Here is a 13,220-nt window from a genome sequence, read left to right as displayed (position 1 = left end):
TCCGGTGAAGCGCCGACGAGTCTTTTCGGTAGCGGAATCGGCCGCCGACGTCTGGCCCGACGTTTGTCGGGCCGGTTGTGATGCCGGTTGTGGAGGTGCCGATTGTGCCGTCACCTGAGCATCCTCTCATTGGAGACCGACAAGTCCCACGAGGCACCCAACTTGCTCTCAGGTTTCCAAGGATGAAACCGGAGATGAAGACCAGGGGTAGGGGACGTGATGAGTCGAGTGGGAATAACGTTCCCACCCGGGCAGCTGACTTAAGAAGGACGTTCACCCAGCAGGCGGGCGCTGAACAACGGAGTCGAGATGACCGAGGTGCAGGCATCGCGGTCGGCACCGGTTGCCGACGCCGGCTGGGACGAGCCTTGGTGGGCTTCCTCGACTGCCCGCCACCCAGCTACGAGCCAACCCAAGCGCGCCCAGACCAGCGCTGATCACCCCCTTACCGAGCTCGACCAGGTCTCAACGGCGACCGCTGCTTCGGACGCAGATCGCGAAGATCGCATCGGTTGGGACCCCGCCGGCGACACGGTGAGTGCGGTACGCGAGGCGGATGGCGCCAGATCGGTTCTCACCTCCCGCGCGCTCCGATTGTGCGAAAAGTCGACCGCGGGGCCGCACCGCGGTCTGCAGCTCGCCGTGGTCGTGATCGTCATCGGAGTTCTTGTCGCGGAGGGCTTCGCGATCGCGCCGCATGTGCGTGGCGCCGGCGCCGCACTTACTCACCCGAGCTGGGGTTGGCTCATCGTGGCCGTGCTTGCCGAGATCGGATCGATGATCTCCTTCGCCCGTGTACAGCGGCGGATGCTGGCGGCCGGCGGAATGCGGCTGGCCCTGCGCCGAGCAATCGCGGTCACTTTCGCAGCGAACGCGATGAGTGTCACGTTGCCTGCAGGTCCGGTGTTGTCTACCGGCTATACCTTCCGCCGGATGCGCGCGTGGGGTGCGAGTTCACCGGTGATCACGTGGGGCATGCTGACGTCTGGGGTGCTGAGCACTATCGCACTGACGGTGATCGCTGCCTTTGGTGCCAGCTTGGCCGGCGGTGACGCCAGCGTGCTCCTCATCGGGATCGAAATTGTCGCGGTGCTGGCCGTGGCCTGGGGGCTGCGGCGTCTCGCCCGGCGTCCCGATCTATTACTGCGGATCGGTACCTGGTCGCTGCGGCGCGTGAACCGAGCGGTCCGTCGACCAGCCCTGGCCGGTCAGGATCGGGTCCGGGAATTGCTCGACGAGTTGCTGATGATCCATCCGACTGGCCGCGATTGGCTGACCGGCCTCTACTTCGCTGCGATGAACTGGCTGCTCGATCTGTTGTGCCTGGTGGCGGCCTGCCGAGCTGTGGGCGCGCACGGCCCGACGATCGCCGTTGCGATGGTCGCCTATGCCGGCGGCATGGCGGCGTCGAGCCTGCCTTTGATACCCGGCGGGATTGGCGTGGTCGACGGCGCTTTGCTCATTGCCTTGACGCACGGTGGATTGTCGTTGGCGAGCGCGACGGCTGGCGTCGTGATGTACCGATTGATCAGCTTCGTGCTGGTGGCCGCAATCGGTTGGGTTTTCTGGTTCCTGCTGAGCCGCAAGCCGACCAGTCGCACGTCCCGCTGCCTCTGAATCTCCAACCCTCGCGCGCTTACCCTCGCGCTTCAGCCCAGAAAGCGGTACAGCCCAGAAAGCGGTATACCCCTGGGCAGCCATGACGGCCCAGGGGTATACCGACTTCTTTGCCAGATGTTTGGCTCAGCTGTTGGCTCAGATGTTGTAGTACAGATCGAACTCGTACGGGTGTGGACGCAGCCGAACCGGATCGACCTCGTTGACTCGCTTGTAGTCGATCCAGGTGGCGATCAGGTCTTCGGTGAAGACGCCGCCCTCGAGCAGGTAATCGTGGTCGCGCTCGAGTTCGGTGAGAACCTCACCGAGTGACCCTGGCACCTGCGGGATCGAGGCAGCCTCGTCCGGCGGGAGTTCGTAGAGGTCCTTGTCGATCGGCTCGGCCGGCTCGATACGGTTCCTGATGCCGTCAAGGCCGGCCATCAACATTGCCGCGAACGCGAGGTAGGGGTTGGCCGATGGGTCCGGCACCCGGTATTCGATGCGCTTGGCCTTCGGGCTTGTGCCGGTGATTGGAACCCGAATACAGGCAGAACGGTTACCGGCCGAGTAGACCAGGTTGACGGGCGCCTCGTAGCCGGGCACCAGACGGTGATAGGAGTTTACGGTCGGGTTGGTGAAAGCGAGTGCCGAAGGCGCGTGCTTGAGCAGCCCACCGACGTACCAGCGCGCGATGTCGGACAGACCTGCGTAGCCAGTCTCGTCGTAGAACAGTGGCTCGCCGTCCTTCCACAACGACTGGTGGCAGTGCATGCCCGAGCCGTTGTCACCGAACAGTGGCTTGGGCATGAAGGTCGCCGTCTTGCCGTTGCGCCACGCGACGTTCTTGACGATGTACTTGAAGAGCAGGATCTGGTCCGCGGCGTGGGTCAGGGTGTCGAACTGGTAGTTGATCTCAGCCTGGCCGCCCGTACCCACTTCGTGGTGAGCACGCTCGAGCTTGAGGCCGGCTTTCATCAGCTCAGTGCTGATCTCGTCCCGCAGATCGGCTTGGTGGTCATAGGGTGGCACCGGAAAGTAGCCACCCTTGACGCTCGTCTTGTAGCCGAGGTTGCCGCCCTCTTCTTCGCGGTTGGTGTTCCAGTAACCCTCGTCCGAATCGACGAAGTAAGAGCTCGTGTTCATTTTCGACTCGTAGCGCACCTCGTCGAAGATGTAGAACTCGGCCTCCGGGCCGAAGTAGACGGTGTCGGCGATGCCAGTGGTCTTGAGGTAGGCCTCGGCCTTCGACGCGACCTGGCGTGGGTCGCGGTCATATGGTTCGCCGGTACGGGGCTCAACGATGGAGTGATTGATGTTGAGGGTCTTGGCCTTGCGGAATGGGTCCAGGTACGCGGTGGCCGGGTCCGGGATCAACTTCAGGTCCGACTTGTGGATGGCGGCGAATCCGCGGATCGACGAGCCATCGAACATCTGACCCTCGGAGAATGACGCCTCCGAGAAGTTGGATGCCGGGACGTTGAAGTGCTGCTGCACTCCGGGTAGATCGGTGAACCGGATGTCGATGAACTCGACGCCCTCGTTCTTGATGTAGCTCAGTACTTCTTCGGAGCTGTTGAACATCGGCCATCCTTGTCTGCCTGGGTGGGTTCGGCTCCGCCAATGGAGCCGCGGCTGGGTGGGTGCTGAATCCGGAGGGTAAGCGCTCTCAAGCTAGAAACGACTGGTTGCCGAGCGGTATCTCAGATGTTTCACGCAGGTTACGTGGACCCCGTTGTGCTGTGAATCGCTTCGCCAGCCCGACCCTGCCTCATTGCAGGGACTTAGCCATTCGATGCAGCATCGGCGCGGGTTGCCGACCTATCGGATCAATGGACGATAACGGCCGTCGACGTCAGCCGATCATGCAGGCCTCGAAAGTCGGCGTCAACCACGACTGCGGGGATGAGCAAGATCAACAGCGCGGTTCTCACGATCGCTCGTCGCGGACCGACCGGCAGGTTGGCGTCGACTCGGACCACTCGCAGCTTCATGACGTACATCCCGAAGGTGCGCCCTAGGAGAACTAGCCCGAGGATGTAATCCAACGCCAGCGGGATCAGACTCCACGAGCCAGGCAGGTGACCTGCGAGTCCGGGTAGGTCGTCGCGTCGTACAAACAAGGCGGCAACCAGTGAAGAGGCCAGCAGATCGATCAGAAACGCTGCCGCACGGCGGCCAAACGGAGCGATTGAGCCGGGTCCGGATTCGTTCAGCCCGAGGCGCTCACCCCGATAGCGTTGCGGTCTGGCGACTCGCGGCGCCGCCGGATTGCTCGGCGTAGACCCACGGGTCGGTTTCGCGGGGCTGGCGGACCTGTCTGGCTCGGCCACGACTAGCTTCTGCGGCGAGCTGCGCGCTGCATATTGCGAATCTTTGCCCCTGCGGGCATCGGACCCTGCGGCAGCGGTGTTCTGCTCGCCGAAAGCGCTGATAGGCGTCGGTCGAGCGCGACCACCTGCTCTTTGGAGAGGTTGCGCGGCAGCTTCATGATGTGGGCGTTCAACTTGCCCAACGGAATTTCGCCTTCGCCTCGGCCAACCACGATGTCATAGATCGGGGCATCGCCGGCAAGTCGGGCGACGCGCTTCTTTTCCTGGGCGAGCAACGGCTTCACCCGGTGGGGTGCACCTTCGCCAACCAACACCACTCCGGGGCGGCCCAGCAACCGGTGTACGGCATCGAGCTGAGCGGTGCCGGCGACGGCATCCGTTCGGCGCCAGTCGCCACGTAGCTGCCCTAGAACGTACGCGGCCGCACCTGGTTGTCCTTCAGCCTGGCTGTAGGCCGAGCTCTGCGCTCGGCGGGAGAACACGAACAGTGCAGCGACCACGCCGAGCAGGATCGCCGGCACGATGCCATAGTAGATCTTGCCGGTCGGTAGGTAGAGCACCAAAAAGCCGACCGCTGCGCCGAGGACGAAGGCCATCACCAGCAGCGGAATGAGCTTCGCGTCGTTCTTTCGCGTCATCGAAAACGCTTGGCGCATCGAGCTGAACGTCTCGCGTCGGGTCTGTCGCTTGACCGCCCTCGCAGCCTTCTTCTCTTCGCGGCTGAGCTTCGGCTTGCTGGGTTTTTTCGACCGGGATGACTGCGCCATGTACACAGAATAGGCGACTGGACGCTGTCTGAAACCGTCCGTGCTCGCCAGGCTGGTAGGCGGGTACTTTGCGCCGTCGGGCTGGCCGCTTCAGGCACTTGCATTCGCACCCCGACACCATGAAATATGTGCCTGTCGAAGACATCCAATCTTTGTGAATTCGAGGTACAGTTACCTCGGTGTTAATTTTCTCTACCGCCGGGAGTCTCAAGAACCATGCGACTGCGTCCGCGTAAGCGCGATACGGCGGCACTCGTGCTGGCCGGGCTTTTGGCGTTGGCGCCGTTGTTGATCTTCAGTTCAGGCGGCGCCGGCGCGACTACCGACGGTTTGCCGAACCTGTCCGTTCAGGCGACTTATGGCTGTGATGACGGCACGGATTCCGGAGACGCCTTCGTTGAGGTGACCTTGACCGACTCAGCTGCTGACGCGGATGGGACGGTCTACCAAGCTGGGCTGATCACCCTCGGGACGGACGCCGAGGCCTTCCCCGACGGCGGTGGGCCGACGCTCGTAACCGTCGGCCAGCAGCCGGTGACGGTGCGACTCGCGGGCCCGGTCAATAATGGCGACCAGGTAATGGTGACCTCCACCGATCCAAGCCAGACACGACCCAAGTACACGTCGCTGGCCCATTCCTGCATGAAGAATGCTGAACCGACAATCGACGACCTGTCGCAAGCCAGCTTGACCGTGAAGTCCGGCGTTTGCGACGACGGCACGGTTGGCGCGCTCGCCCGAGTGACAAATCCCAACCGGCCGGACGCGGACTTCGTCGATGCCACCGGTCTGGATCAGGTTCCTTACACAGTCGTGCTGCTCACCGCAGGCTCTGCGGAACTTGTGGGGACCGATCAGCTCAATTTCGACCGACCGAGTACCGCATCAAGCTGTTTGTCTCCCGATGTGGCCACCACGAGTGAGAAGTTCGAGGTCCGGGCAATCGGCGTCGATGGGTCGGTCAAGGCGCAATCGGTGACTCTCAACCAGACGCCACCGTCTACCTCGCCGGTTCATCCGCCCACCTCACCGCCGACGACTGCACCGACGAGCAAGCCGACCAGCCAGCCCACCTCGGGACACACGAGCAAGCCCGCACCGCAACCCACCGCCAAGGCCACCGGGGTCGTGCCCTCGGCCGGATCGAATTCACAGGCCGGCGGCTCGCAGGGCCAGCAGCCGGGCTCAAACGGCCTCGGCCTGCTTCCCGGCAACAACGGCGGCTCCGACGGATCGGCGTCGCCCCCAGCTTCAACCCACAGTGCTCTCACGCAACCCGGCAACCGAACGAATAGCTCACCAACACCGAGCTCGTCATCAGCGCCGGCGATCGCAAACGATCCTCGGTTCCAGCGGCTTGCCGATCCGCCGCTGGATTCCAGCTCCCGGATCTTTGTCTGGCAACGCGACGCTGCGCTGATCGTGTTGCTTGACGCCCTGGCCATCAGCGGACTAGTCGGTGGCGTCGTATGGGGCGCGAAGCGACGCTGATCTCGCGTATCGAGGTTCGTGCATCGAAGGCGAGTGCATCGAAGGTTCGTGCTTCGCAGGCGAGTGGCTCAGCGCTAGTACCTACAGGTCTAGTCCTGTAGGTACTAGCCGATAGTGGTGAGCTTCCGGGCATCGAGAGCCTGTTGGTACAGGCGGCCAGCCCGGTAGGAAGAACGAACTAGCGGGCCGCTGAGGACGCCTGCGAAGCCGATGTCTTCAGCTTCTTCACGCAATTCGACGAACTCTTCCGGCTTCACCCACCTGGCGATCGGGTGATGTCGTAGCGACGGCCGAAGATATTGGGTGATCGTGATCAATTCGCAGCCCGCATCGAACAAGTCCTGAAGCGCCTGCGAAATCTCTGCCCGCTCTTCGCCCATGCCGAGGATCAGGTTGGACTTGGTCACCAGTCCGGATGCTCGCGCGGCAGTGATCACGCCGAGCGAGCGTTCGTAGGTGAATGCCGGGCGGATGCGCTTGAACACTCGAGGGACTGTCTCAACGTTGTGAGCGAGCACCTGCGGACGCGACGCGAAAACCTCATCGAGTTGAGCCGGTACTGCGTTGAAGTCCGGGATGAGGAGCTCGACCCCGGTGCCGGCATTCAGCTCATGGATCTGACGGACCGTCTCGGCATACAGCCATGCGCCGCCGTCCGGTAGATCGTCGCGAGCGACTCCGGTGACGGTTGCGTAGCGCAAACCCATCGTTTGCACGCTCTCAGCGACCCGCCGTGGTTCGTCGGTGTCCAGCGCAGCCGGCTTACCAGTGTCGATCTGGCAGAAATCACAGCGGCGCGTGCACTGGTCGCCACCGATGAGGAACGTGGCCTCACGGTCTTCCCAGCATTCGTAGATGTTGGGACAGCCGGCCTCCTGACAAACGGTGTGCAGGCCTTCGCTCTTGACCAGCTTGTGCAGCTCGGTGAACTGCGGTCCCATCACGGCCCGGGTCTTGATCCACGCTGGCTTTCGCTCGATGGGCGTCTCGGCATTGCGTGCCTCGATCCGCAGCAACTTTCGTCCCGCAGGTGCAGGATTCGCCGGCGAACTCACTTGTTCTCCTATCGGGACCGGGCTGAGGCTGGCCATCAACGGAAAGAGGTCAACTCGCGGTCAGTTCAAGTCCAGCGTACCGGGCAAGCAGATCCGGTAAGTGCCTTTCGACGACGGGAACAACCTCCGCGACGCTGATGTCGCGACCCAGTTCCTTCGACAGCGACGTGACCTCGGCGTCGGGGATGCCGCAAGGGACTATGCGGGAGAACCAGCTGAGATCCGGGTTGCAGTTCAGAGCAAACCCGTGCAACGTCACGCCCTGCGCTACGCGAATTCCGATCGCGGCGATCTTGCGGTCCGGGCCGCGGTCGTCGGCGGGCAGCCATACTCCGCTGCGGCCCTCGACCTGCCCGGTGGACAGGCCGAGATCCGCGCAGACCGAGATGAGAACACGTTCCATCTGGCGCACATAGGCGACGACATCGACCGGATTCGGTAGTTGCAGGATCGGGTAGCCAACCAGCTGCCCTGGTCCGTGCCAGGTGATCTTGCCGCCACGGTCCACGTCGATAACCGGCGTACCGTCCACCGGTCGTTCCCATGGTTCGGTGCGCTTGCCGGCCGTGAAGACCGGCGGGTGCTCGAGCAGCAGAACGGTGTCTGCGACTTCGTCAGCAACCCGTTGCGCGTGCAATTGTTTCTGCCACTGCCATGCTTCGACGTACTCGATCTCACCAGCACGCACGATCTTCAGGTCACCCACTGCGTAAGCCACTCATTCACCCTAATCGCCCCGCGGCGTGCTGCCGACTTCGCCGTGCACATCACACAAGCGAGGCACCCGACCGTGCCGCGAAACGCCCAATGCGCAGAAATCGGGTTGGCTCTGAAGCGGCGGCCACCAAAGCCGGGGGAGCGCCGCTGGCTAACGGCAGTTGCCCGTCTAGTGCGCTCCAGGTCGATCCGATCGGCGGGCGCACGATGGTGAATGCCACGTTGGCCGACTCCTACGACTCTCCAGCCGCCTACGACACCATCAAGCGTTTGCGCACCGCGCTGCATGCGATTCCCGGAGCTGACGCACAGGTTGGTGGTAACTCAGCGGCGACGTTGGACGTTCAAACGGCCTCGGTGCACGACCGCAACCTGATCATCCCGATTGTGCTCGTCGTCATCTTCATCATTCTGGCCTTGCTCTTGCGGGCGTTGCTGGCACCCCTCTTGCTGATCGGAACAGTCGTCCTATCGTTCGCTGCCACCTTGGGCGTATGCGGTTTCGCCTTCACCCATCTGTTCGGCTTCGCCGGCGCGGACCAGTCGTTTCCGCTGTTTGCGTTCGTGTTTCTCGTCGCGCTCGGCATCGACTACAACATTTTTCTGATGACCAGAGTGCGGGAAGAGACTTTGGGCTTCGGGACTCGGAGCGGAATCCTCAGAGGGTTGTCGGTGACTGGTGGCGTGATCACCTCGGCTGGCATCGTGCTCGCTGCAACCTTTACGGTGCTGGGCATTCTGCCTCTGGTGTTCCTTGCCGAAATCGGTTTCGCTGTCGCGTTCGGTGTGCTGCTCGATACGATCATGGTGCGAAGCATCCTGGTCCCTGCGCTGTCCACCGACATCGGCAAGAAGATCTGGTGGCCCTTCAAGCTCGCTTCGGGCGCGGACTAGAAGCTGCTGCTCGTGCACCCTGTGGACAACCACACAGGGGTAACGCTGAAAGTTTGTACCGTCTGGGACATGACGGTGAACGTGCCCGGCTACCGGGTCGGAGAACTCCTCGGTTACGGCAGCTACGGCGAGGTGTGGGCAGCCACGAAATCGCAGTCGGGCGAGCGGTTCGCCTTGAAACGAGTGTCGGTCAATGCGGTCTCCACCGTCCGCGAGGTCAGGGCTGAGGCTGCGTTGTTGGCCACGCTCGACCATCCCAATCTGATCAGGCTTCATGAGTTCGTGCCGTGCCAAGACGCCTTCGTACTGGTCATGGAGCTTGCCGGTGGCGGGTCGATGGCCGACCTTCTGAAACGCCGTGCTCGACTGACTCCGGCCGAAGTTGCAGCGAGCATAAGCCCGATAGCCGCGGCGTTGGCCTACGCACACGACGAGGGCGTGTGGCATTCGGACGTCAGCGCGGCGAATGTGCTGTTCACTGCCGCTGGTCATCCGAAGCTGGCAGATCTCGGCCTCGCGCGGCTGCTCGGCTCAGAGCGAGGGGCGATTTCGAGTACGCGAGCGGTGCTCGGCACTCCTGCATATGTCGACCCTGCGGTGGCATCGGGTGGTCCGGTAGGCGCCGCTAGTGATGTCTTCTCGGCTGCTGCGGTCGCGCTGCACGCCCTGACCGGGTTTGGGCCTTGGCAGTCAGCCGCAAGTGTCGGAGTGGACGAGGTTTTGGCGGTAGCCGCAGCGGGAACACTCCCGGACTTGGCAACGCTGCTAGCCGACTGCCCGCCCGCGATGTCGGCGGCGCTGATCCGAGCGCTCGATCTAGAACCTCATCGGCGCGGCACCGCAGCAGAGCTCGCCTTGGACCTGCGGGCTTCAGTGGCGCCAAGATCAGCAACGCCAACCGTGGTGTTGAAAGCCGGTCGGGTGGCCCCGCGAGTGGGGCGTCACTCGGTCGAAATCGCTAAGGAGCGCTTACGGCAGCCCTCTGAATGCAAGCCAGCCGCGGTTCTCTCCCGCGGCGCAGGTAACGACGCACGTCCACCATTCAACCGACCGGGCTTTCTGGAGAACGGAATTGTGCCGGCGGATCTGACTCACGTCGTACGAGCGCAGGTCAGACAGCCACTGACCGAGTTGCGCAACGACGGCAGACAATTTCGCTGGTTACGCAATCATCAGCGGCATATCGCTACGGGACTCCTCCTCACGGCTGTCTGTGGTCTCGTCGTTGGGTTGATGCTCACGGGCGCGATCGGTGAGAACGACGTTGGCCGACATATCGACACTGCCGCCGACAAGGGAGTTGATGTGGCTGCCGACCTCAGAAGGCTTGATGCCCAACGCGTCCTGGCCTTTTCGCGCCGGCAGCCCGATCTGCTGACCGCTGTTTACGCCGATCCTGGTCTGCTCGCCCAGGATCGCAATCAACTGACGCAACGAGTGCCGCTGGGTTGTGGTCTATCGGGCGCAAGCACGAGCTACTCATCCGTCGTGGTCACGGCTCGCTCTGATCGCAGGATCGAGTTGCGCGCTACCGCGTCGCTGGCGTCCGGAATGCTCAGTTGCGGTGCGCGGCCGCCGGTCGCAACCCGTGGCCTTGGACCGACGCCGTTGTCCATTGTGCTGACGCGCCCCGCTAGTGGCTCGTTCGAAATCACGTCACTGCAGGTAGCTCGCTAGCCGAGGGCCGCGCAGGGTGCGTCAGTTCTTGACGGCCCATTCGAGCGCGGACCGCACGTCGCCATGCTCGAACTGAAAACCCGAGCTTTGCAGAACGTTGGGTATCACGCGCTGACTGGCCAACGCGCCTTTGTCGGCAAATTCCCCAAGCACCAGCCGGATTCCGAAAGCAGGAGTCGGAAACGCCGATGGTCGATGGAGCACCTGTCCAAGCACTCTGGCGAACTCTTCGTTGCGCACTGGGTCCGGCCCGGTCAGGTTCACCGGCCCAGAGATTGAATCGGTTTCGAGAAGGTGCCGTACCGCTGCGATCTCATCGGCAAGGCTGATCCAGGACTGATACTGCTGCCCCGAGCCCAACTTTCCGCCGATGCCCACCTTGTACAGGGGTATCAAGCGTTTTACCATTCCACCACTACCAGAGAGAACGAGGCCGGTGCGTAGCGTCGCAACCCGTACCCCAGCCTCAACCGCGGGCTGCGTGGCCGCTTCCCATTGCGAGACAAGATCAGCCAGAAACCCTGTTCCAGCCGCAGCATCCTCGGGCAGCGGCTGGTCACCGCGTTCGCCGTAGAAGCCGATGGCTGACGCCGATAGCCACACGCCCGGACGATCTTCCGGTGACATCGCCGCCAACGCGCGCGCGATAGTTCCCGTCGGTTGAAGGCGACTCTGCAGTAGGACCTGCTTGTAACCTGGCGTCCATCGCTTATCGCCGATTCCGGCTCCGGACAAGCTGATCACGGCATCCGCGCCAGCCAACGCTGCCGGGTCGAGCACCTCTTGTTCCGGGTGCCATTCCGATTCCGCGGGTGAGCTGGCCGCCCTCCGGACGAGCGCCGTTATGCGATGGCCATGCAGGATCAGGTCTTTTGCCACCGCTTGGCCGAGAAAGCCAGAAGCTCCAGCGAGTACGACCTTCACGCCCGGCTCCTGTTCGGTTGTCTGTTCGCGCTATCGGATGGCAGGCGAGTTCTGTTGACCTGTGACGAAAGGCTTCTATTGGCTAGAGTCCGAGATCGCGTTCGAACTCGCCAGCCTCCAGTCGCGTCTTGATCGTCGTGAGAAAGCGGGCAGCGTCGGCGCCGTCAACCATCCGGTGATCGTAGGTCATGGCCAGATACACCATAGAACGCACGGCGATCGTCTCACCAAGGTTCGCATCGCTGATCACGACCGGCCGTTTCACAACGGCACCGGTGCCAAGGATGCCGACTTGTGGCTGATTGATGATGGGGGTATCGAAGAGAGCACCGCGACTGCCGGTGTTGGTCAGCGTGAACGTGCCGCCGCCAAGTTCGTCCGGGCTGACCTTGTTGGTTCGGGTGCGCTCTGCGAGATCAGCGATCTTACGGGCGATACCGGCGAGATTGAGGTCGCCGGCATTGTGGATGACAGGCACGAGGAGTCCGCGTTCGGTGTCCACGGCGATCCCAAGGTGTTCGGCCTCGTGATAGGTGATGGTGCCAGCTTCCGTATCGACGGACGCGTTGACGTTGGGGTGCTCCTTGAGGGCCTCAACCGCCGCTACGGCGAAGAACGGCAGGAACGAAAGCTTGACGCCCTCACGCTTCTCGAACTCGGCCTTCGCCGAATCCCGCAACCGGGCGATCCGCGTGATGTCGACCTCCACCACGGAGGTGAGTTGTGCAGAGGTTTGGAGTGACTCCACCATTCGTGCCGCAATCACCTGCCTGAGGCGTGACATCTTGACTGTCTGGCCCCGCTGCGCGGCTGGAGCGCCGGTCACGGGCGTCGCAGAGGGAGCTGTGGACGCCGCTGCTGCAGGATTTGCGGCAGCCGGCGGCGCAGCCGCCTCCTCGGCCTTTTGCTCGGCCGCGGCACTGGCGGCGGCGAGAACGTCGGACTTGCGAATCCGCCCACCCACACCTGTGCCGGTCAGGCTGTTCAGATCTACGCCGTGTTCGCTGGCGAGCTTTCGCACGAGCGGTGTGACATAGGTGCCTGCGACCTCGTCGTCATCAGCCGAATCGGGAGCTGGTGCCGTTGCAGCCGGGGCCGGTGCGGCGGGCACCTGAGCGGCGGAAGCCGGTGCTGGCGCTGCGGACGCAGGTGGTGGCGGCGCGGGCGCGGCAGGGGCTGCTGCGGCGGGGGCTGCTGCGGCGGGCGGCGGTGTCACCGTGGTTGAGGCCGGCGCAACCGCTGCAGATGCAGGCTCGGGCGCAGCGGGTGCGGACGCCGGGGGAGGGGGAGCATCTGCCGCGGGCGTGACCTGCTGAGCCGCCGGCGCCGCTTCCGCAGGTGCAGCTTCGGCTGGCGCTGCTTGTGCGTGTGCTGGTGCCGCTTCCGCGGGCGCCTCGGCGCCATCGCTGATGATCGCAAGTTCGACGCCGACCTCGACGGTCTCGTCCTCGGCGACCTTGATCGAGGTCAGGACACCGGAGGCCGGAGAGGGAACCTCGGTATCGACCTTGTCAGTGGAAACCTCGAGCAGCGGCTCATCCGCCGTGACCGTGTCGCCCTCCTGCTTCAACCAGCGGGTGACGGTCCCCTCGGTCACGCTCTCGCCGAGACGCGGCATGGTCACTGAAACCGGCATGTTCTTTGGCTCCTTCTCGTTCGGGCAACTCGTTCGGGCAACTCTTTGCGACAGTTCACGCGGCCAACCTGCTGTTCGCCGCGCAGCGCCCGGCGAGATGAGGCCGGTGACACGTGCTTGTCGCCGGCGG

Annotated in this window: 10 protein-coding genes and 1 pseudogene; 4 read left to right on the top strand and 7 right to left on the bottom strand. The window is 63.5% G+C overall.

Going from position 1 to position 13,220, the window contains the following annotated elements; genetic code table 11:
- The first annotated feature begins 309 nt into the window (after positions 1–309).
- Entirely contained in the window at positions 310–1,617 is a 1,308-nt protein-coding gene (locus ACSMXN_RS16560; RefSeq protein ID WP_022912677.1) for a lysylphosphatidylglycerol synthase transmembrane domain-containing protein, read from the top strand.
- 138 nt (positions 1,618–1,755) lie between these two features.
- Here the strand turns inward: ACSMXN_RS16560 and glnA are convergent, their stop codons facing one another.
- From glnA to ACSMXN_RS16545, 3 genes are all read right to left on the bottom strand, one after another.
- Positions 1,756–3,180 carry a type I glutamate--ammonia ligase gene (gene glnA / locus ACSMXN_RS16555; RefSeq protein WP_022912678.1) on the bottom strand — a complete coding sequence of 475 codons (1,425 nt, stop codon included), beginning with the start codon at positions 3,178–3,180 and terminating at the stop codon, positions 1,756–1,758.
- Positions 3,181–3,425: 245 nt separating this feature from the next.
- Complete coding sequence (locus tag ACSMXN_RS16550) at positions 3,426–3,929, bottom strand: RDD family protein (protein WP_022912679.1); 504 nt, start codon at positions 3,927–3,929, stop codon at positions 3,426–3,428.
- A 2-nt stretch (positions 3,930–3,931) separates the two neighbouring features.
- On the bottom strand, positions 3,932–4,696 hold the full coding sequence (locus tag ACSMXN_RS16545) for a DUF4191 domain-containing protein (RefSeq protein ID WP_022912680.1): 765 nt from the start codon (positions 4,694–4,696) through the stop codon (positions 3,932–3,934).
- 216 nt (positions 4,697–4,912) lie between these two features.
- Between ACSMXN_RS16545 and ACSMXN_RS16540 the strand changes: the two genes are divergently transcribed.
- Positions 4,913–6,187, top strand: coding sequence for a hypothetical protein (locus tag ACSMXN_RS16540; protein WP_022912681.1), 1,275 nt, complete (start codon positions 4,913–4,915; stop codon positions 6,185–6,187).
- 104 nt (positions 6,188–6,291) lie between these two features.
- Here the strand turns inward: ACSMXN_RS16540 and lipA are convergent, their stop codons facing one another.
- Positions 6,292–7,242 (bottom strand): lipoyl synthase, encoded by a 951-nt coding sequence (gene lipA, locus ACSMXN_RS16535; protein ID WP_455407604.1) that lies wholly within the window; start codon positions 7,240–7,242, stop codon positions 6,292–6,294.
- 49 nt (positions 7,243–7,291) lie between these two features.
- Positions 7,292–7,960, bottom strand: a complete 669-nt coding sequence (gene lipB / locus ACSMXN_RS16530; RefSeq protein WP_022912683.1) for a lipoyl(octanoyl) transferase LipB — start codon at positions 7,958–7,960, stop codon at positions 7,292–7,294.
- Positions 7,961–8,139: 179 nt separating this feature from the next.
- Here lipB and ACSMXN_RS16525 point away from each other — a divergent pair.
- Positions 8,140–8,853, top strand: a pseudogene (locus tag ACSMXN_RS16525) (MMPL family transporter); the annotation flags it as partial.
- Between the two features lie 69 nt (positions 8,854–8,922).
- On the top strand, positions 8,923–10,530 hold the full coding sequence (locus ACSMXN_RS16520; protein WP_022912685.1) for a protein kinase domain-containing protein: 1,608 nt from the start codon (positions 8,923–8,925) through the stop codon (positions 10,528–10,530).
- 21 nt (positions 10,531–10,551) lie between these two features.
- Here the strand turns inward: ACSMXN_RS16520 and ACSMXN_RS16515 are convergent, their stop codons facing one another.
- Together ACSMXN_RS16515 and sucB are read right to left on the bottom strand one after the other, a co-directional pair.
- Positions 10,552–11,454, bottom strand: coding sequence for a TIGR01777 family oxidoreductase (locus ACSMXN_RS16515; RefSeq protein ID WP_022912686.1), 903 nt, complete (start codon positions 11,452–11,454; stop codon positions 10,552–10,554).
- Between the two features lie 82 nt (positions 11,455–11,536).
- Positions 11,537–13,090 (bottom strand): 2-oxoglutarate dehydrogenase, E2 component, dihydrolipoamide succinyltransferase, encoded by a 1,554-nt coding sequence (gene sucB / locus ACSMXN_RS16510; protein WP_022912687.1) that lies wholly within the window; start codon positions 13,088–13,090, stop codon positions 11,537–11,539.
- Between the last annotated feature and the right edge of the window lie 130 nt (positions 13,091–13,220).

The sequence above is a fragment of the Parajatrophihabitans canadensis genome (genome assembly GCF_053764775.1).
Note: the sequence above shows the minus strand (reverse complement) of the source record. Positions and strands in the feature narration are given on the sequence as shown.

Coding starts and splice junctions, on each gene's coding strand:
- ACSMXN_RS16520 (WP_022912685.1), top strand. CDS start 8,923: ATGACGGTGAACGTGCCCGGCTACCGGGTCGGAGAACTCCTCGGTTAC.
- ACSMXN_RS16545 (WP_022912680.1), bottom strand. CDS start 4,696: ATGGCGCAGTCATCCCGGTCGAAAAAACCCAGCAAGCCGAAGCTCAGC.
- ACSMXN_RS16540 (WP_022912681.1), top strand. CDS start 4,913: ATGCGACTGCGTCCGCGTAAGCGCGATACGGCGGCACTCGTGCTGGCC.
- glnA (WP_022912678.1), bottom strand. CDS start 3,180: ATGTTCAACAGCTCCGAAGAAGTACTGAGCTACATCAAGAACGAGGGC.
- ACSMXN_RS16560 (WP_022912677.1), top strand. CDS start 310: ATGACCGAGGTGCAGGCATCGCGGTCGGCACCGGTTGCCGACGCCGGC.
- sucB (WP_022912687.1), bottom strand. CDS start 13,090: ATGCCGGTTTCAGTGACCATGCCGCGTCTCGGCGAGAGCGTGACCGAG.